The 20336-nt window shown below is 59.4% G+C and carries 13 protein-coding genes and 3 rRNA genes; 7 read left to right on the top strand and 9 right to left on the bottom strand.

Annotated features, from left to right (window positions below; translation table 11 throughout):
- Window positions 1–2: 2 nt before the first annotated feature.
- The 9 genes from CJEIK_RS04560 to CJEIK_RS04520 all read right to left on the bottom strand — a co-directional run bounded on the left by CJEIK_RS04560 (window position 3) and on the right by CJEIK_RS04520 (window position 12554).
- Complete coding sequence (locus CJEIK_RS04560; protein ID WP_005294513.1) at window positions 3–911, bottom strand: tetratricopeptide repeat protein; 909 nt, start codon at window positions 909–911, stop codon at window positions 3–5.
- A 229-nt stretch (window positions 912–1140) separates the two neighbouring features.
- Window positions 1141–1258, bottom strand: a 5S ribosomal RNA gene (gene rrf, locus CJEIK_RS04555).
- A 148-nt stretch (window positions 1259–1406) separates the two neighbouring features.
- A 23S ribosomal RNA gene (locus CJEIK_RS04550) occupies window positions 1407–4482 on the bottom strand.
- Between the two features lie 405 nt (window positions 4483–4887).
- Window positions 4888–6415, bottom strand: a 16S ribosomal RNA gene (locus CJEIK_RS04545).
- Together the 16S, 23S and 5S rRNA genes form the textbook arrangement of a ribosomal RNA operon.
- Window positions 6416–6997: 582 nt before the next feature.
- Entirely contained in the window at window positions 6998–8284 is a 1287-nt protein-coding gene (tyrS, locus tag CJEIK_RS04540) for a tyrosine--tRNA ligase (RefSeq protein WP_005295680.1), read from the bottom strand.
- Window positions 8285–8330: 46 nt separating this feature from the next.
- Window positions 8331–8498: a Trm112 family protein gene (locus tag CJEIK_RS04535; protein ID WP_005295682.1), complete on the bottom strand. Its 168-nt coding sequence runs from the start codon at window positions 8496–8498 to the stop codon at window positions 8331–8333.
- A 48-nt stretch (window positions 8499–8546) separates the two neighbouring features.
- Window positions 8547–10124 carry a VWA domain-containing protein gene (locus CJEIK_RS04530; protein WP_005295684.1) on the bottom strand — a complete coding sequence of 526 codons (1578 nt, stop codon included), beginning with the start codon at window positions 10122–10124 and terminating at the stop codon, window positions 8547–8549.
- Between the two features lie 60 nt (window positions 10125–10184).
- Entirely contained in the window at window positions 10185–10850 is a 666-nt protein-coding gene (locus CJEIK_RS04525) for a hypothetical protein (protein WP_005295687.1), read from the bottom strand.
- A 48-nt stretch (window positions 10851–10898) separates the two neighbouring features.
- Complete coding sequence (locus CJEIK_RS04520) at window positions 10899–12554, bottom strand: vWA domain-containing protein (protein WP_005295688.1); 1656 nt, start codon at window positions 12552–12554, stop codon at window positions 10899–10901.
- 214 nt (window positions 12555–12768) lie between these two features.
- Between CJEIK_RS04520 and thiC the strand changes: the two genes are divergently transcribed.
- The 7 genes from thiC to CJEIK_RS04485 all read left to right on the top strand — a co-directional run bounded on the left by thiC (window position 12769) and on the right by CJEIK_RS04485 (window position 20335).
- Window positions 12769–14694: a phosphomethylpyrimidine synthase ThiC gene (gene thiC, locus CJEIK_RS04515; protein WP_005295691.1), complete on the top strand. Its 1926-nt coding sequence runs from the start codon at window positions 12769–12771 to the stop codon at window positions 14692–14694.
- A complete protein-coding gene (locus CJEIK_RS04510) occupies window positions 14684–15340 on the top strand; it encodes a thiamine phosphate synthase (RefSeq protein WP_005295694.1) in 657 nt (218 codons plus the stop codon). The genes thiC and CJEIK_RS04510 overlap by 11 nt, the downstream gene beginning before the upstream one ends.
- A 9-nt stretch (window positions 15341–15349) precedes the next feature.
- The gene (locus CJEIK_RS04505) at window positions 15350–16516 is read left to right on the top strand and encodes an MFS transporter (RefSeq protein ID WP_005295696.1); all 1167 of its coding nucleotides are present in this window, start codon (window positions 15350–15352) and stop codon (window positions 16514–16516) included.
- 112 nt (window positions 16517–16628) lie between these two features.
- On the top strand, window positions 16629–17849 hold the full coding sequence (gene thiO, locus CJEIK_RS04500) for a glycine oxidase ThiO (RefSeq protein ID WP_005295700.1): 1221 nt from the start codon (window positions 16629–16631) through the stop codon (window positions 17847–17849).
- Between the two features lie 73 nt (window positions 17850–17922).
- On the top strand, window positions 17923–18129 hold the full coding sequence (gene thiS / locus CJEIK_RS04495; protein WP_011273449.1) for a sulfur carrier protein ThiS: 207 nt from the start codon (window positions 17923–17925) through the stop codon (window positions 18127–18129).
- Window positions 18130–18218: 89 nt separating this feature from the next.
- Complete coding sequence (locus CJEIK_RS04490; RefSeq protein WP_011273448.1) at window positions 18219–19055, top strand: thiazole synthase; 837 nt, start codon at window positions 18219–18221, stop codon at window positions 19053–19055.
- Between the two features lie 2 nt (window positions 19056–19057).
- A complete protein-coding gene (locus CJEIK_RS04485; protein WP_005295706.1) occupies window positions 19058–20335 on the top strand; it encodes a ThiF family adenylyltransferase in 1278 nt (425 codons plus the stop codon).
- Window position 20336 lies beyond the last annotated feature (1 nt).

The raw sequence follows: 20336 nt of genomic DNA, 5'->3' as shown, positions 1-20336 counted from the left end.
GGCTACTTATCCTCGATCTGCTCTGCACCGTTGGAGTCCGCGCCCAGTTCAGCCAGGCGATCCGGGACGTCCAGGACTTCCTCGGTATCCATTTCGCCTGCACGGGTAAACCAGTCGGTAGCCTCTTCGTTGCGCTTGGCCGTGGCCAGTGCGTCTGCATAGGCGTAGTACAGGCGCATGCGCGTTACTTCCGGCGCTTCGGCATTGTCCAGCTGAGCTTCCAAGGCCAGCAGAGCTTCGTCGGGCTGGCCAAGGTCCTGGTGGGCGCCGGCGACGACAATGGCCAGTTCTGCCTTGGATTCCGCATCTAGTTTGTCGGCCTGCGGATCGTTAGCTACCTCCAAGGCCTTCTCCGGGCGGCCAAGACCACGCTCGGCGTCAGCGAGGACGGGCAGTAGTCCGGGGCCTCCCGACATGCGGCGCGCGGCGCGCAGCTCGGAGATGGCTTCCTTCCATTCGCCTGCGTGGTAAGCGACGATGCCACAAGTTTCACGAGCAACAGAGACGCGCCCCGCACGGTCCTTAGCTGCGCGAGCATGGGCAAGTGCCTTCTCCGGTTCGTTGTCCAGAAGTGTGACGGCCATGATTAGGTGCTTTGCCACCATGTCCGCGTTGTCTTTGGAGAGGCTACGGAGTTCCTGGCGCACCGAAGGATCAAGCTCCTTCGGGTCGAGGTCCTGGGGAACTTCTGGTTCATTAAGGCGCTTGTTAAGACGCTCTTCACGATAGCCTGAGCGCTGCGGGCCACTGTGCGGGCCGCGCTGGGTCTCCCAGTTGGAGCCACGCTTCTTGTTGGAGTTGCGGTTCGGGCGGCCGCCGCGATTGGGTTTAAAGCCACCCTTGTTGCGGAATTTGCCCTCCCCCTGGGGCCGACCACCGCGTCCGCGATTGTTGCTTGAGTTCTCAGCCATGCTTGGGGGTACACCTTCCGTCGTATTCGTCATTTCGGGTTGTAGGGCCCGTCCCGTGAACCTTATCAATCCTAGTTTTGCTTGCTGCAAAGGCGCAATGTTGTTGCATTCTACTATTGACGCCCACGCCTGCCGGGCTTAGCGATAAGGCATAAAAAAATGAGGTGTGGGTTGCCGCAACCATAAAAGGTTACAACGACCCACACCCCAAATATTCTTTTAGTTTTAGTGCCGGCGGTGACTTACTCTCCCACACCCTCCCAGGTGCAGTACCATCAGCGCAGGTAGGCTTAGCTTCCGGGTTCGGAAAGGGACCGGGCGTGACCCCACCGCTAACAACCACCGACAAACCACAACAGAACAAAACACACACCCAACCAAACCCCACGGGTTTGCTGGTGTGTAGTGCCGTTCCAGACACTGCATAACAGACGCGAGCACAATTTAGCGACAATTCGAAATCGTCTCAGCAACAACCACACAACAAAAGTGGCTTTTGTGTTGAACATCGGCTAATTAGTACCGGTCACCTCCATCACTCACATGACTTCCAGATCCGGCCTATCAACCCCATAATCTATAGGGAACCTCAAAAGAAACCTCATCTCAGAACAGGCTTCCCGCTTAGATGCTTTCAGCGGTTATCCCTCCCATACGTAGCCAACCAGCCATGCCACGGGCGTGACAACTGGCCCACCAGAGGTATGTCCGTCCCGGTCCTCTCGTACTAGGGACAGCCTTCTTCAAGTTTCAACGCGCACGGCGGATAGAGACCGAACTGTCTCACGACGTTCTAAACCCAGCTCGCGTGCCGCTTTAATGGGCGAACAGCCCAACCCTTGGGACCTACTCCAGCCCCAGGATGCGACGAGCCGACATCGAGGTGCCAAACCATCCCGTCGATATGGACTCTTGGGGAAGATCAGCCTGTTATCCCCGGGGTACCTTTTATCCGTTGAGCGACACCGCTTCCACAAGCCGGTGCCGGATCACTAGTCCCTACTTTCGTACCTGCTCGACCTGTCAGTCTCACAGTCAAGCTCCCTTGTGCACTTACACTCAACACCTGATTGCCAACCAGGCTGAGGGAACCTTTGGGCGCCTCCGTTACACTTTGGGAGGCAACCGCCCCAGTTAAACTACCCACCAGGCACTGTCCCTAACCCGGATCACGGGCCGAGGTTCAGATGCCCAATCCGATCAGAGTGGTATTTCACCAACGACTCCACAACCACTAGCGTGGCCACTTCACAGTCTCCCACCTATCCTACACAAACCGAACCGAACACCAATACCAAGCTATAGTGAAGGTCCCGGGGTCTTTTCGTCCTGCCGCGCGTAACGAGCATCTTTACTCGTACTGCAATTTCACCGGGCCTGTGGTTGAGACAGCAGGGAAGTCGTTACGCCATTCGTGCAGGTCGGAACTTACCCGACAAGGAATTTCGCTACCTTAGGATGGTTATAGTTACCACCGCCGTTTACTGGGGCTTAAATTCTCCGCTTCGACCACAAGGATCTAACAGGTCCTCTTAACCTTCCAGCACCGGGCAGGCGTCAGTCCGTATACATCGACTTACCGTCTTCGCACGGACCTGTGTTTTTAGTAAACAGTCGCTTCCCTCTATTCTCTGCGACCACCACCAGCTCAACACGTCGTTCACCAGCAGTGGCACCCCTTCTCCCGAAGTTACGGGGCCATTTTGCCGAATTCCTTAACCACAGTTCACCCGAACGCCTTAGTATTCTCTACCTGACCACCTGTGTCGGTTTACGGTACGGGCCGTACATGCACTCACTAGAGGCTTTTCTCGACAGCATAGGATCACCAACATCCCCACAACGGGTACGCATCACGCCTCACCCACATGCAGGACGGATTTACCAATTCCTGCGGGCCACACGCTTACACCACAATCCAATAAGTGGCTTGGCTACCTTCCTGCGTCACCCCATCGCTTGGCTACTACCAGATCAGGTCCCACGCATCCACACACCACACACACAAAGTGTGAGTGGCATCCTTCAGGGCGGTTAGTATCACTGATTCACCATTGGTCGCACACACACGGGTACGGGAATATCAACCCGTTAACCATCGACTACGCCTGTCGGCCTCGCCTTAGGACCCGACTCACCCTGGGAAGATTAGCTTGACCCAGGAACCCTTAGTCATCCGGCGGATACGTTTCACACGCATCATTCGCTACTCATGCCTGCATTCTCACTCGCATAACCTCCACCACACGGTCACCCGGCAGCTTCAACGATCACACGACGCTCCCCTACCAACCCAACCAAAAGATTGAGTTCCGCGGTTTCGGCGGTGTACTTGAGCCCCACTACATTGTCGGCGCAGAACCACTCGACCAGTGAGCTATTACGCACTCTTTCAAGGATGGCTGCTTCTAAGCCAACCTCCTGGCTGTCTTCGCGATCCCACATCCTTTTCCACTTAGCACACTCTTAGGGGCCTTAACCGGCGATCTGGGCTGTTTCCCTCTCGACTAACGAAGCTTATCCCCCGCAGTCTCACTGCCGCGCTCTGACTTACCGGCATTCGGAGTTTGGCTGACGTCGCTAAGATGATAGTCCCGCTCAACCAACCAGTAGCTCTACCTCCGGCAAGAAACACACGACGCTGCACCTAAATGCATTTCGGGGAGAACCAGCTATCACGGAGTTTGATTGGCCTTTCACCCCTACCCACAACTCATCCCCTCAGTTTTCAACCTAAGTGGGTTCGCGCCTCCACAGCCTCTTACAGCTGCTTCACACTGGCCATGGGTAGATCACCCCGCTTCGGGTCCAGGACATGCCACTACAAACACCCTAATTAGGATTCGGTTTCCCTACGGCTACCCCACAACACGGGTTAACCTCGCGACATGCCGCTGACTCGCAGGCTCATTCTTCAAAAGGCACGCCATCACCCTCTAAAGGCTCTGACGGCTTGTAGGCACACGGTTTCAGGTACTATTTCACTCCCCTCCCGGGGTACTTTTCACCATTCCCTCACGGTACTCATACACTATCGGTCACAATAAGTATTCAGGCTTACCGGGCGGTCCCGGCAGATTCACAGCAGATTCCACGAGCCCGCTGCTACTCGGGTAAATCATGTCAACCCCAACACCACATGCTTTCACGTACCGGACTCTCACCGTCTACGGCAGGCCATTCCAAACCACTTCCGCTAACACACAATGCCGGGGCACGGCATGGCAGCACCGCACAACACAACCCCACAACCCCACACACGCAACCCCTGCCAGGTATCACACGCATGCAGTTTAGCCAAAATCCACGTTCGCTCGCCGCTACTAGCAGAATCATTATTATTTTCTTCTCCTGCGGGTACTAAGATGTTTCACTTCCCCGCGTTACCACCACACAGACTATGAATTCATCCATGCAGCGACCACACACAACTGTGGCCAGGTTTCCCCATTCGGACACCCTCGAATCAACGCTCGATTGACAACTCCCCGAGGACTATCGCGGCCTTCCACGTCCTTCATCGGCTTATCATGCCCAAGGCATCCACCGTGCGCCCTTCACAGACAACACACAATACTAAGACACCCACACACCAACCACACAAACAAAACATTCATGTAATCAGCGCGTGAACAAAAATGATTTCAAACAAAAAATCACAAAAAGAAGATACTCGCGTCCACTATACAGTTCTCAAACAACACTGAACACCCACAACACACCAACGAAACACTCCGTCAGCCCATCGAAAGCATCCACAATCAGGAACAACAGATTGTCCCAGACACCCAACAACATGACAAACCAAACAACAACTCTGCCAACCCCAACACTGTGCCAACCCCAACACACAACATCCACACTTCAACAAAAAGCGACCTGAACAAAAACAGTACCCAACAACCACCACCAACCGATGGTTGAACCGGCTACCTATTCACCCAGAAACAAAACAAAAATAATAAATACTCCTTAGAAAGGAGGTGATCCAGCCGCACCTTCCGGTACGGCTACCTTGTTACGACTTCGTCCCAATCGCCAATCCCACCTTCGACAGCTCCCTAACAAGTTTGGGCCACTGGCTTCGGGTGTTACCAACTTTCATGACGCGACGGGCGGTGTGTACAAGGCCCGGGAACGTATTCACCGCAGCGTTGCTGATCTGCGATTACTAGCGACTCCGACTTCATGGAGTCGAGTTGCAGACTCCAATCCGAACTGAGACCGGCTTTAAGGGATTAGCTCCACCTCACGGTATCGCAACCCACTGTACCGACCATTGTAGCATGTGTGAAGCCCTGGACATAAGGGGCATGATGATTTGACGTCATCCCCACCTTCCTCCGAGTTAACCCCGGCAGTCTCTCGCGAGTCCCCACCATAACGTGCTGGCAACACAAGACAAGGGTTGCGCTCGTTGCGGGACTTAACCCAACATCTCACGACACGAGCTGACGACAACCATGCACCACCTGTACACCAGCCACAAGGGAAACTACATCTCTGCAGCGATCCGGTGTATGTCAAGCCCAGGTAAGGTTCTTCGCGTTGCATCGAATTAATCCACATGCTCCGCCGCTTGTGCGGGCCCCCGTCAATTCCTTTGAGTTTTAGCCTTGCGGCCGTACTCCCCAGGCGGGGCGCTTAATGCGTTAGCTACGGCACGGGAATCGTAAATAAAACCCCCACACCTAGCGCCCACCGTTTACGGCATGGACTACCAGGGTATCTAATCCTGTTCGCTACCCATGCTTTCGCTCCTCAGCGTCAGTAACTGCCCAGAGACCTGCCTTCGCCATCGGTGTTCCTCCTGATATCTGCGCATTTCACCGCTACACCAGGAATTCCAGTCTCCCCTACAGCACTCTAGTTATGCCCGTATCGCCTGCACGCCCGAAGTTAAGCCCCGGGATTTCACAGACGACGCGACAAACCACCTACGAGCTCTTTACGCCCAGTAATTCCGGACAACGCTCGCACCCTACGTATTACCGCGGCTGCTGGCACGTAGTTAGCCGGTGCTTCTTATCCAGGTACCGTCACCACACAGTGGCTTCTTCCCTAGCGAAAGGAGTTTACAACCCGAAGGCCGTCATCCCCCACGCGGCGTCGCTGCATCAGGCTTGCGCCCATTGTGCAATATTCCCCACTGCTGCCTCCCGTAGGAGTCTGGGCCGTGTCTCAGTCCCAATGTGGCCGTACACCCTCTCAGGCCGGCTACCCGTCGTCGCCTTGGTAGGCCATTACCCCACCAACAAGCTGATAGGCCGCGGGCTCATCTTGCACCGAAAAAACTTTCCACCACACACACTAAAGCATGGTCCTATCCGGTATTAGACCCAGTTTCCCAGGCTTATCCCGAAGTGCAAGGCAGATCACCCACGTGTTACTCACCCGTTCGCCACTCGAGTACCCCTTGCAAGCAAGGAGCCTTTCCGTTCGACTTGCATGTGTTAAGCACGCCGCCAGCGTTCGTCCTGAGCCAGGATCAAACTCTCCATAAAAACTGTCATCAGACACATGGTGAGCCTGAAAACCAGGCAAACAAAAAATTACTGACAAAAGAATTGAAAAAAGGATAAATAAATCACATCAACCAACACCAACAACACTCAAACAGTCTCGCCGGCTATTGATCAGACACAACATACATCCACAACTTTCCAAAACTATTTATCAGCCCAACAAGCACCCGTAAGAAAAAGGCACCTCTCGTTGGGATACGCACATTACATATCGTGGAGACGTTAAAACCACGCTGGCGTAACCACCACCAACCCACAATCCATAGGGGCCAGTGGAGCACTGAAACAAGTCACAAAAAAGTGAACAGACATACAATGCATCAGAATCAACACAAAGGTTGGTCAACAAAGTATCTAAACTTGGTTCATCACGCTATTGAGTTCTCAAACAACCTACGCACACCGATTAGCTCAAGCCGGTTTTTATTTCCCCGCTCGCTCTCGGCGACTTGAATTAATGTACACCCAACGCCGAGAAAGACACAAATCCCCTGGTAGAAGCAGAAAAATGCAACTACCAAGGGATCGGTTTAGCGCATACAGGCCGTGCGGGTGGCGTCACTAAGAAGAAGCACCTACACGCGCACCGGCGAAACGCTTCTTGCCCTTGCGAAGCACCAGCCACGAACCGTGCAGCAGATCGTCGGCGGACGGGGACCACTCGATGTCCTCGATGCGTTGGTTGTTGACGTAAGCGCCACCCTCCCCGACGGTTCGACGGGCGGCACCCTTGGACTTCTCCAGACCGGACTCGACGAGCAAGTCCAGGATGGTGGCATCGGCGCCGACCTCGGCAACCTCGGTTTCCTGTAGTGCGGAAGCCAGGGTGGGCTCGTCCAGATCCTGCAGCTCAGCCTTGCCGAACAGCGCCTGGGCGGCCAGCTCCACAGCCTCGGTGGCAGCCGCGCCGTGCACCAGAGTGGTCATCTCGCGGGCCAGAACACGCTGCGCCTCGCGCTTGTAAGGCTCCTCGGCAACCTTGCGCTCCAGCTCCGCGATCTCTTCCTGGGAAAGGAAGGTAAACCAGCGCAGGTAGTCGATCACCACGGTATCGCCCGCGTTGATGAAGTACTGGTACCAGGAGTACGGGCTGGTCAGCTGGGGATCCAGCCATAGCTTGCCGCCGCCGGTGGACTTGCCGAACTTGTTGCCCTCCGCGTCCGTCACCAGCGGTACCGTCAGTCCGTGCACCTTGGCGCCGTTCACGCGGCGGTTCAGATCTACGCCGGAAACGATGTTTCCCCACTGGTCGCCGCCGCCGATCTGCAGCACGCAATCAAACTCGTTGTGCAGGTGCACGTAGTCGTTGGCCTGCAGCAACATGTAGGAAAACTCGGTGTAGGAAATGCCGTCGGATTCCAGACGGCGCTTCACGGTATCGCGGTCCAGCATAGTGTTCAGCGAGAAGTTCTTGCCGACATCGCGCAGGTACTCGATGACGTTCATCTGGCTGATCCAGTCCGCGTTGTTCACCATCACGGCCGGGCTATTCACGTCGCTGTCCTCGGCGAAATCGACGAATGCCTCCAGCTGCTTCTTGATGGCCACCATGTTCTCGCCGATCTGCTCCTCGGTGAGCATGGAGCGCTCGCCCACGTCGCGCGGGTCGCCGATCATGCCCGTCGCGCCGCCGGCCAGGGTGATCGGACGGTGGCCGAACTGCTGGAAGCGCTTCAGCATAATCAGCGGCACCAGGTGGCCCGCGTGCAGGGAGCTGCCCGTCGGGTCGAAACCGCAGTACAGCGTGATGGGGTTCTGCGTGGCCTCCTTCAGCGCCTCCAGGTCGGTCGACTGGTTAATCAGGCCGCGCCACTGCAGCTCGTCGATGATGTTCTTGTTGTCGCTCATGCGTATTCGTTCTCGTTCCTCTTTTATGCGTTGTTACTTGATGGGGTTACTTGACCGGCCAGTCTTTAGCTTCTTCGACCAGCAGTACCGGGATGCCGTCCTGCACCGGATAGGCCTTGTTCAGGCGGGGGTTCACCAAATAGTCACCGTGATCCTCCAGCGGCTGCTTGTCGATGGGGCACGCGAGGATCTCTAGGAGCTTCTGGTCAATCATGCTGTCTACTCTAACCGGTGGCTTGGGCTTCTTTCTTAGTGACGCCCCCTACGTAGCCCAATACTTACTGGCCCTGTCCAGGGCAGTGGCCAGGCCGCCCTCTTTGGCCTTAAAGACTTCACCGCCGGTCTCTTCAGCAAGACGCTGCATGTCCTCTGCGTTTTCATTGCCGTAATGGACGATGTATACGGGGAAAATTACCCCCTCCTTGCGCTCCCTGTCCCTCAGTTCGTTCGACCATTCCGCATAGTCCACACCTTTGGCAGGTGTTCCACTGGTCAGCAAGACTATTGACTGTCCTTGAATCAAGTTTCCTCTTCGCGGAATTCGCAGGTATTCCCTGTACAGCTGGTAATAGATATTGGCCTCTTGCCGGGGCGCCATACGGTCTACGTAATCCTTTAGAGCGCGTGCATGCTTTGGATTATCTGAGGAATAGTCCTTTTGGGTGAACGCTTTGCTCGAGGATGTACTGGATGCTGTGATATTTACCGCTCTGCCATCGACCCCCGCTTGTTCACCAAGCAAATCGAGTATGTCTTTCTTTGCTTCCCTGAATTTTTCCCCTTGCATGGAAGCGGAAACGTCGACTAGCAGGTTGATGTCTCTGGGGCGAAGCAGCTCCTCCCGATAGAAGCGCAATGTGTTATCGAACTCCTGCTTGGAGCTAGGGAGTTTATAAGTGGTTGTATCAGCACGGCGTTGCCCAGGTGAGTCGCCCAATTCAACTCGTGTTTTATTCCGGAGTTCGTTGCCATGTTGAGTGATCCAATCAGCGAAGGCTTTCGTCTTAGCATGAGCAGAAGCCTCAGCTTCTTCGTCATCTGGATTCTTGATCACCGAGACCGGAAAGTCGTTAAACCCGATCCTGTCAGCGGGGATAACAAAGGTAATTTCTCCGTTACCCTTTAAAAGTTTGTCATCAGAAGAAAACGCGAAAATTGCTTGAGCAACATTATCTGTAGCAGAGAATTTGTCATACAATTCATCAGAAGTATCGCTTAAAAACGCCTGAGCGCCGAAAAACTTCTTCAATTGAGGATGAACTTTACCTGCAACCTCTTCTGCTAAGTCACCTGATTGCAAGCCCCCGATCTTGTATAGCAAGCCGATCAGAGACTGCATCCCCAGGTTGGATTGGCTCGGATCTGCCATACCAAAAGTTAGGTCTCCCCTTGTGACCACTTCCCGGACATCGTTCCACGTAACTTGTTTCTTCCGCCATCCCAAACGATCCAGGTCTTTGCTCCTTAATGCGAGCCCCAACGTATCCGAAGCCAACCCGTAGCTCTCTCCGAGCGCCTCATTGTTTTGCAGGTTCACATACGAGTTAGTCGCCAACCAGACTGCATCGTACTCATCCCCTAGCTCCCCATTAGCAATCTTCCGGGAAAGCTCAACTGTGTCTCCCCCGCGGTCAATTTCGACTTGCATTCCGTAGTCACGCTTCGCTTCTACCCACAGGAACGAACTGAATGGAATGTCATTCGCCATCACTATCCGCAGCGGGCGCTCATCTTCTCCTCCACCACGCTTTTTGGCTACAGTCCCCACAGCCACAAGAAACACGGCAAGGATCAATACGAAGAGAATACCGGCGGTCTTTTTGGAGAAAGCATGAGTCATTTCTTCAACTCTATTTGTGCGCTAACCGATGCATTATCTTGAAACCTAATTGATTTATACTCATTCCTCGGGTTTCCGTAGCACGCCGAATTCTAGTTCTAGGAATGTGCGATTGTCCTTCAGCTCTTGGAGGTTGTCCTGCATGATCGCTTGGTGGACTTTGTCCATTTCCGATTGCAAAACTGCCAGCGAAGCACGGAAATCCTCAACGGCCTGGTTATGCGTTGCAGTCGGCATGTCATCAAGAATTCGGCAGGTCTCTGGGAAATAGACGTCCAAAATGCGGCGAACCTTGTTCTCTTGCGGTGGATCCGCAGCCAAGTGATCCCACTCGTGCACAACGTCCTTGCACGTGCTGTAGAAATGATCGAGATCCGCGTAGAACTCTTGGCGCTGCTGGCCGGAGACGCGCACAGATTCTTTGAGATGCTTAGAGTGGGTGCGGATGCCCTGTAGGGACTCGGTAGGAACCTCATAGAACGCGGGAGCTGGTTTACTAAAAGGTTCGTGCCGTTTCTTTTCCAGAGAGTGCTTCCCATCCTGGACTGGCTTCCCCTCTAGCGACTTTTGTTCCTGTCCTTCCGGCATGAGCATCCCAGCAGCACCGGCGAGGGCTCCCGCCACGACGATCCACAAAGATCCTAGATCCACCGCAGCATGCAAGCCCACGATCGCAACGAAAACGACAAGCCCAGCAACGATTTTCGGAAAGTACTTGGAGTTCATGGTTTCTTTCCTACCCTGTCCTACTGATTGCAGCCCACTGATTGCGGCCTACTGGTAACTGCGGATCTCTTCGAACGCCTTAGACAGATCACCGCTACGAGCGTTGAAAACCTTGCCACCGGTGAAGTCCGCCAGGAAATTCATCTCATCCTCGCTGGCCTCCCCATAGAGGATGACGAACACCGGGATCTTGCGGTCAGTCTCGGCCATCTTGCGCTTCATCTTGGTGATGAACTCCTGGCGATTCGTGCCGGAGTTCGACTCACCGTCGGTCATCAGCACAATCGAATTCAGGGAACCGCCGCCTTCGCCCACACGGTCGTAGGCACGCAACACGGCGTCATAAATCGCGGTTTCACCACGGGGCTGCAGACCATTGACGTAATCCCGCAGGCCTCGACTCTGCTCCGCACTGTCTGGGTCGTAGTGCTCCTGGGTGTATCCATCGGCAACCTTGCTACTGAAAGGCATAAGGGTGATCGTTTCGCGACGGCCGAATCCCTTCGGATTACCGGCTTCGCCTGCGGTGCCGTCGATAAGCCTGTTCAGGATGCCCTTCAGATCTGCCAGTCGGTTGCCCCGCATCGAGCCGGACGTGTCGAGCAGGAAGTTGCTGTCAGCGGGGCGGCGAAGGTCATCCCGATACAGGCTGACAAGAGATCGAATGTGATCCTTCGACCTCGGATACTCGTAGTAGTTCTGGGTGCCCTTGTTTTCCGCGTCCTTGCCCGAAACGATCAGGTGGGTTCGCTCCCCTACCTCTTCGCTGTGCACTTTAAACCAATCGGCTAGGGCTTCAACCTTCGCTACGGTGTCCGCCTCAGGCCCCGTTTCTCCGGGCTTCGTGAGCGCCGAGAGGGGGTAATCGGCAGCGCCCGCGGCATCCCCGGGGACGATTACTTCAATATCTACCCCGTCGTTTTCCTTCATCGATTGCAGAACGGATTGATAGTTGAAGATGCCATCCGCCTTGCCAGGGTTCTTTACGAAGGTATCGCGTAGCCAACCGGAGGATCCGGAAGTGATCGTCTGGCCGGAGAAGAAGTCCTTCATACGTGGCTTGTCGAGAAACGCCGTCGAAAGATCGAACTTCTGCCCCTGCGGAGAGTTGCTCAGTGCCGCCGCGACCGAAAGAAGAGTAAGGAAACCGGAGTTGGATTCCTGCGGATCTGTCATGCCGAACGTAAGATCACCGTGCTTTACGGCCTCAGCGATGTCCGCCCACTTGACGTCCTTATTGCGCCACCCCAGGCGATTGACCGCGTCCTGTTTGAGCCCCAGAGCTACCGGCGAACGGGCAATGCTGTGATCTTCGGACTGCTGGGTTGAGCCCTCCGCTCTGGCAAAAGCGTTGGTTGCAAACCAGGTGGCGTCATACTTATCCCCATAATCACCATCCACCAGGTTACGAGTGTTGACGAGAGTGCCGCTGTCGTATTCCATTTCAATCTCGAACCCCAAGTCCGAGGAAGCCTGTTGGATAAACGGTTCCATATCCGACAGCTCTGTAGCAGCGACAATCTTCAAAGGCTTGCTGGTGTCATAAGACTTCCCGCCAGATCCGGTAAGACTGCCGGGGAAATTCCCCGAGCCAACCACATAAGCAACCGCTGCTATCAGCAGCAACACAACTACAAGGAAGAACTTTGAACTGCTCTTTTTGTCGTTATTGGCGTTCAAGCTGCTGGGGTATGGGCTCGTCATAGGCCTGATCCTATTTCACGCGCAGCTACTTTTCAGGCCAAACCGAACAAGCTGACAGGGCGAAACTACACGCTTGTGAGAGGTGCGTTACAGTGGGAAGCACAACCGAACACGGGCGCCCGAGGTATCGGGCTGAGATCGCGCTGTATCCCGCGCGAGTACCGCTAGAACCTGTCTGGTTAGAACCAGCGAAGGAAGAGTCAGGAGAGTCTTAATGACAGATACGTCTACCCAAAACACTGCCACCCCCACCGACGAGTACGGCGCGGAGATCCACCCGAAGCACAGCTTTTCCCCCATCGAAAAGACCGTGGAATCCTTCGGCAAGACCTTCACGCTGCAGGTACCGGAGACGGAGATCCAGCTAGACGACTCCCCGACCGGTCCGAACGAGCCAGTCCGTATCTACCGCACTCGCGGCCCATGGGCCGAGCCGACCGAAGGGTTGGAGGGCCTGCGCAGCGAGTGGATCGAAGTCCGCGGCGACGTAGAAGCCTATGAAGGCCGCCGCCGTAACCTGCTGGACGACGGCAACCGCGCGGTCAAGCGCGGCGAGGCCAGCGAGGAGTGGAAGGGTTCCACCCGCCCGACTTTGCGGGCCAAGGAGGGCAAGCGCGTCACCCAAATGCACTACGCCCGCCAGGGCGTCATCACCCCGGAGATGGAGTACGTAGCACTGCGCGAGCACTGCGACGTGGAGAAGGTTCGCGAGCAGGTAGCCTCCGGCAAGGCCATCATCCCGAACAACGTCAACCACCCGGAGTCCGAGCCGATGATCATCGGCAACGCCTTCACTACGAAGATCAACGCCAACATCGGTAACTCCGCCGTCACTTCCTCCATCCGCGAAGAGGTCGACAAGCTGCGTTGGGCCACCCGCTGGGGTGCGGACACCGTGATGGATCTGTCCACCGGTAACGACATTCACACCACCCGCGAGTGGATCCTGCGCAACTCTCCGGTGCCAATCGGCACTGTGCCGATCTACCAGGCCCTAGAAAAGGTCGATGGCGTGGCCGAGGACCTCACCTGGGAGATCTTCCGCGATACCGTCATCGAGCAGTGCGAGCAGGGTGTGGATTACATGACCATCCACGCAGGCGTGCGCCTGCCTTTCGTGCCGCTGACCACCAAGCGCGTCACCGGCATCGTCTCCCGCGGTGGCTCCATCATGGCCGGCTGGTGCCTGGCGCACCACAAGGAATCCTTCCTCTACGAGAACTTCGACGAGCTGTGCGAGATCTTCGCCAAGTACGACGTCGCGTTCTCCCTGGGCGACGGCCTGCGCCCTGGCTCCATCGCGGACGCCAACGACGCAGCCCAGTTCGCAGAGCTGAAGACCATCGGCGAGCTGACCCACCGCGCCTGGGAGTACGACGTGCAGGTCATGGTGGAAGGCCCCGGCCACGTGCCGCTGAACATGGTTCAGGTCAACAACGAAAAGGAGCAGGAATGGTGCGGCGGCGCGCCGTTCTACACGCTGGGGCCGCTGGTCACGGACATCGCTCCGGGCTACGACCACATCACCTCCGCCATTGGTGCGGCGAACATCGCCATGGGAGGCACCGCAATGCTGTGCTACGTCACCCCAAAGGAGCACCTTGGCCTGCCGAACAAGGACGACGTGAAGACCGGCGTGATCACCTACAAGGTCTCCGCCCACGCCGCCGATGTTGCCAAGGGCCACCCGGGTGCCCACGAGTGGGACGACGCCATGAGTAAGGCTCGCTTCGAGTTCCGCTGGCACGACCAGTTCGCCCTCTCCCTGGACCCGGACACGGCGCAGGCGTACCACGACGAAACACTGCCCGCGGAGCCGGCGAAGACAGCGCACTTCTGTTCCATGTGCGGCCCGAAGTTCTGCTCCATGCGCATCAGTCAGGACATCCGTGATGCCTTCGGCGACGAGATCGACGAGGCGCTGGCCACCGACCAGAAGCAGTCGCTGGTCAAGGACCTGGGCCTGCCGGGCTTCGGCCGCCAGAGCGTAGACGGCATCGACAGCCTAAGCGCCGCGGGCGAGGAGGAGATGGCGGAGGAGTTCCGCCGCGCGGGCTCCCAGCTGTACTTGAACCGCGACGAGGCGAAGGAAGTCGCCGAGGATCTGCAGAAGGAGGCGGCAGCGCACGGTGAGCGCTAGCTTGGATCTGCGCTGTTACTTGGTTACAGGCGCTCCGCACGAGAAGGTGGTGGACGTGGCCGCCGCCGCTGCCGCCGGTGGCGCGGGCGTGGTGCAGGTGCGCAGCAAACCGATCAGCGTACGCGACCTGACGGCACTGGCCGTTGAGGTCGCCGCCGCAGTGCAGAAGGCCAACCCGGCTACCCGAGTGTTGATTGACGACCGCGTGGACGTTGCCGCCGCCCTCATGCCGGAGCACAACATCCACGGCGTGCACATCGGCCAGGACGACCTGGACCCGCGCTTGGCTCGCCAGTTGCTGGGCAAGGATGCCATTATCGGGCTGACCACCGGCACCCTGCCCCTGGTGCAGCAGGCCAACGAGTATGCGGATGTAATCGACTACATCGGCGCCGGCCCTTTCCGCCCTACTCCAACCAAGGATTCCGGCCGCGAGCCGCTGGGGCTGGAGGGCTATCCCGCACTGGTAGAGGCCTCGCGGGTTCCGGTGGTTGCCATCGGCGACGTTCATGCGGAGGATGCAGCCGACCTGGCTGCCACGGGTGTGGCCGGGCTGGCGATCGTCCGCGGAATCATGCAAGCAGAGAACCCGAAGGCCTATGCCGAGAGCGTGGTTTCCCAGTTTTCGGAAGCCAACGAGCGTTAGATAGGGTCTATGAGCACACCCGGAACAAGCACACGGAGAGTTTTTATCAGCGTCGCCGCCCTCCTGCTCACCGCGGGATGGTCGGCGAATCACTTCGCGTCCGTACTCGTGGCGCTGCGGGAGCAGCTCAACTTATCGCCACTGCTGGTCAACGGCGCGTACGGGATCTATGCGCTGGGTTTGGTGCCGAGCCTCCTCATCGGGGGTGCGCTGGCCGACCGCTTTGGCGGACGGCTGGTGGCGTTGGCGGGCTCGCTGATCGCGGTGGTTGGCAACACCATCCTGATGCTCTTCCACGGGGCTCCTGGGCTGCTCAGCGGCCGCTTCGTCGTGGGGCTGGGCGTGGGGCTGGTGGTCAGTGCGGGTACCGCGTGGGCGGCGCGGCTGAATGGGGCCGCAGGTTCGACGCTCGCCGGCATCGTCCTCACCTCTGGCTTCGCGCTGGGGCCGGCGATCTCCGGGCTCGCAGAGTTCGCGTTCTCCCCGCTCTGGCTGCCCTTCATGCTGAGCATCATCGCCTCGCTCGTGGCCGTGGTGTTCTCGCTGCGCACTGGTGACATGCCCCGCCGGATCCTAGCTGTGGCGAAGGATCCGCAGGTTGATCCGAGCGCCTCGCCCCGCAAGGCGCTGGCGACCTCGGTGCCGGTGGCGATGTGGGTTTTCGCGGCGATCACCACCGCCTTCGTGGGGCTCGCCGCGCGGGTGGCCGAGTACTTCGAGACCGGGGTGTTCCTGCCGGGGGTCGCGGCCGCGGTTGGTTTTGGCGCGGGTCTGGCGATCCAGACGGCGGGGCGCCGCTGGGCCTGGGGTCCGCGCTCCGGGGTCGTCGGGATCCTGTGCGCAGGAGCCGGCTTCCTCGTCGCCACCCTCGGTGGCGAGGCCCCCTCGCTGCCGCTCTTCTTCCTGGCCACCGTTCTGCTCGGGCTCGGCTATGGCCTGTGCCTGCGCGACGGGCTGCTGGACGTCAACGCCTACTCCCCGGCCTCCCACCGCGGCCGCATCCTCGGGGCCTACTACGTCGCAACCTACGTGGGCTTCGCCCTACCGCCCCTGATGCAAGTGCTGGAGCCGCGGGTTGGCCCGTCGCTGCCCTTCGCCGTCCTGACCGGCATCGCAGTTGCCGCCGCGCTGCTGCGCAGCTGGCAGATCCGAACCGGCTACCTCAACCGCACATGAGGCGGTCGCACACCTTGCCCGTTATCCGAGAATCAATACCGCAGACCATGGGCTGCAGTTCCGCAGCCCATCCAATTCGTGACGCAAGCGCGCCACTAGAAAGAACAAGACCTTGAGCAGCTACGAGCATGTGATCATCGGCGCCGGGATCATCGGTCTCAGCACCGCCGTGGAGCTGACCCGTGCCGGGGTACCCGCGACCGATATCGCGATCATCGACCCAGCCCCGATCAGCGGTGCCTCCTGGGTGGCGGGTGGCATGCTCGCCCCCGTCGCCGAGGTGCAGTACGGGCAGGAGGAGCTCTACCCCCTGATGATCCGCGCCGCCGAGCTGTGGCCGGCGCTGCGCGAAGCCGTGGAGTCAGACACGGACCTTCCCACCGGTTATCGGGAGGAGTCCACGCTCGTGGTCGCTGCTGACCGCGCCGACGCCACCCACCTCGCCGAATTGCTGGAGCACCAGCACGCCCACGGGATGACGGCCACCCGGCTGCCCGTGCGTCAAGCCCGCAAGCTTGAGCCTGGGCTGCACCCGCAGCTCGCCGGATCCGTGGAGATCCCCGGCGACCATCAAGTCAACCCCCGGTTGTACTGCGCGGCGGCCGTCGACGTCCTGAAAAAGAAGGGCGTAACCTTCGTGGAGCAAGAAGCGACCGGGCTGGTGCACGGCAGCGAAGCGGCGGGTTCTGAGGCCGACCACCGTAACGCAGGACCGGACAGCGGGTGCACCGCGGTACACCTCGCCGACGGCACGGCAGTGGACGTGAGCGGGAGCGTCTACGTCTGCAACGGCGTCGGAGCAGCAAAACTCGACGGCGCCCCTGCCCTGCCGGTGCGGCCCGTGCGCGGGGACCTGATTCGCCTCGGGGTGGCTGAAGGCCGGCCCGCCCCGGTGGAGCGCGTGATCCGGGGTTTCTTCGAGTACCGACCGATCTACGTCATCCCCCGCACCGACGGCACGATCGCCGTGGGCGCAACGACACGGGAGGACGAACGGCGGGCACCCGCTGCCGACGGGGTCTACACCCTGCTGCGCGACGCCATCCGCGTGGTGCCGGGCATCGAGGACTGCGAATTCATCGAGGCGCTTGCCGGGGAGCGCCCAGGCACTCCCGACGACCTACCCCTGATCGGCAAGACCAGCGGGAATGTGGTGATCTCGGCGGGATACTTCCGGCACGGCATTCTGTTGTCTGCACTCGGCGCTAAGGTGACGGCACACCTGGGGCTCAGCGCTGGCGATGGTGATGTGGCGTTGGGTGAGGCCGCAGAGGCGGCCGGGGTGAGCCTCGACGCTTGCCGCTGGGAGCGCTTCGCGACCGAGACGCACTGAGCCAGTGGCACGCGACTGGGAGATAATGGGCCAAGAGAACGCCCGTAACAAGACGAGCGAGAGGACGCTGAGAATGAACTACACGGTGAACCAGGAAGAGCGCCAGGGCAAGGCGGGACTCACGATCGCCAAGGTCGTTGCCAACGAGACCGGCGAAAAGGATGCCACGGGCATCGCGATCGCGCTGAACCAGGCGGTCGTGCCACGCAGCCAGTGGGACACCCGCGAGGTGTCCGACGGCGACGAGATCGACATCCTCGTCGCGGTCCAGGGCGGTTAGGGCTACCGCTTCCGGCTTCATCGGCTTTAACGAGCCACGATGACCCGGAACGACGGCACTAGTAGACGCAGAAGGAGAAGAAGGCATAGATGCTTGAAATCGCAGGTAAGAAGTTCGACTCGCACCTGATCATGGGTACCGGCGGGGCAACCAGCCAGACGCTGCTCGAGAAGGCGCTGGTGGCCAGCGGCACCCAGCTGACCACCGTGGCAATGCGCCGCTTCCGGGCAGGCAACACCCCTAGCACCGCTGGAGCCTCGAACGGCGCTGCGGGAGGCGAGAGCGTCTTCGGGCTGTTGAACCGCCTGGGCATCGACGTCCTGCCGAATACCGCGGGCTGCCGGACCGCCAAGGACGCGATCCTCACCGCCCAGCTCGCCCGCGAGGCGCTGGGCACCAACTGGGTGAAGCTGGAGCTCATCGCCGACGACCGCACCCTGCTGCCCGACGTGGTGGAGCTGGTAGACACCTGCGAAATGCTGGTCGCCAACGGCTTCGAGGTGCTGGCCTACACCAGCGACGACCCCGTGGTCGCCAAGCGACTGGAGGACGCCGGTGCGGCAGCCGTGATGCCGCTGGGCTCCCCGATCGGCACGGGGCTAGGGATCCTCAACCCGCACAATATCGAGCTGATCTGCGCCCGCGCCTCCGTCCCGGTGCTGCTGGACGCCGGGGTGGGCACCACATCGGACGCGGCGCTCGCCATGGAGCTCGGCTGCAGCGGTGTGCTGCTCGCTAGCGCTGTCAACCGCTGCCAGGACCCGGTCGCCATGGCCACCGCCATGAGGCACGCGGTCGAGGCCGGGCGCCTGGCCGCTGCGGCGGGTCGCATCCCGAAGCGCACCCACGCGCAGGGCGCGCTGGCCAGCTCCAGCTTCGAGGGCCTGGCCTCCTGGGACGAGGACTGGGCTGAGGAGGTGCTCTAAGCGTGGCTGGAAGCTCACACACTTCTTCCCCGCGCACAGCGGGAACCGATCAGGCCTTCCCCGCCGGGGACTTCGTCTCCCTTCCTTACCGGGAGCAGCGGCGCACCGCCCGCCACCTGAACCTGCCTGGCTTCGGACCCACCGAGCAGCAGCGGCTGCACGACGCCCGCGTGCTCGTCGTCGGAGCAGGCGGGCTAGGTTGCCCCGCGATGCAATCCCTGGCTTCGGCCGGGGTGGGCACGATCGTGCTCTACGACGACGACACGGTGGATGTGACGAACCTGCACCGCCAGATCCTGTTCTCGGCCGAGGACGTCGGCCGGGCAAAGGTTGATGCGGCCACCGATGCGCTGAAGCGCATCCAGCCGGATATCCGGGTCGAAGCACACCGCTACCGCCTGGACGCGAATAATATCGTCGAGGCTTTCCAGCAGGTCGATCTGGTCATCGACGGCTCCGATAACTTCGACACGAAGTTTCTGGTGGCCGACGCCGCCGAAATCTCCGGCACTCCCCTGGTCTGGACCACAGTGCTGCGCTTCGCCGGGCAGATCTCGGTGTTCAACTCCACCGCCAGCGGTGAGCGCGGCATCGGTCTGCGGGATCTGTTCCCAGAGAAGCCAAGCGGGGATTCGATCCCCGACTGCGCGAGCGCCGGGGTGTTGGGCGCGACCACCGCGGTGATGGGCGCGCTGGCGGCCACCGAGGCCATCAAGTGGGTCACCGGGGTCGGCCAGCCGCTGCTCGGCACGGTTGTGAGCTACGACGCGCTGACCGCGCGCACCCAGAGCTTCCGCATCGCCCCCGACCCGAGCCGCCAGCCAGTCGTGGCCCTGTCCCCCAACGACAACGCCGCAGCCTCCATTACCGCCTGCGCAGTCCAGCCCCCGGAGGCCTCGCACACCACGCCAGACCAGGACCCAGGCTCCCACCCGGCGAAGGCACCGGGTAACGCCGCTCTGCACGAGCTCGTCCGCACCGGCAAGGCCTTCACGGTGGACGTCCGCGAGTACCACGAAACGCTCCTCGCCCAGCCGAGCTTCATCGGCGAGCAAGGCGCCGACGAGCACCTCGCGATGTCCGCGCTCGCGGATCCCGCAGGCACCCTGGACGTGGCCTCCCCCGCAGTGGCCGAGGCCTTCGCCCGCCACGAGGGCACCGAAGCGGTGGTCTACTGCGCCTCGGGGGTGCGCAGCCAACACTTCGTTGAAAAATATAGGCAGGTTGCTAGCGAGTATGGAATCACGCTGCACAACCTGCCCGGAGGGGTGCGGGGCTAAC

The sequence above is a fragment of the Corynebacterium jeikeium genome (assembly GCF_028609885.1).
In the GTDB taxonomy this organism is placed as follows: Bacteria; Actinomycetota; Actinomycetes; order Mycobacteriales; family Mycobacteriaceae; genus Corynebacterium; species Corynebacterium jeikeium.
The sequence above is the reverse complement of the archived record's forward strand: the minus strand, read 5'-3'. Positions and strand labels throughout refer to the sequence as shown.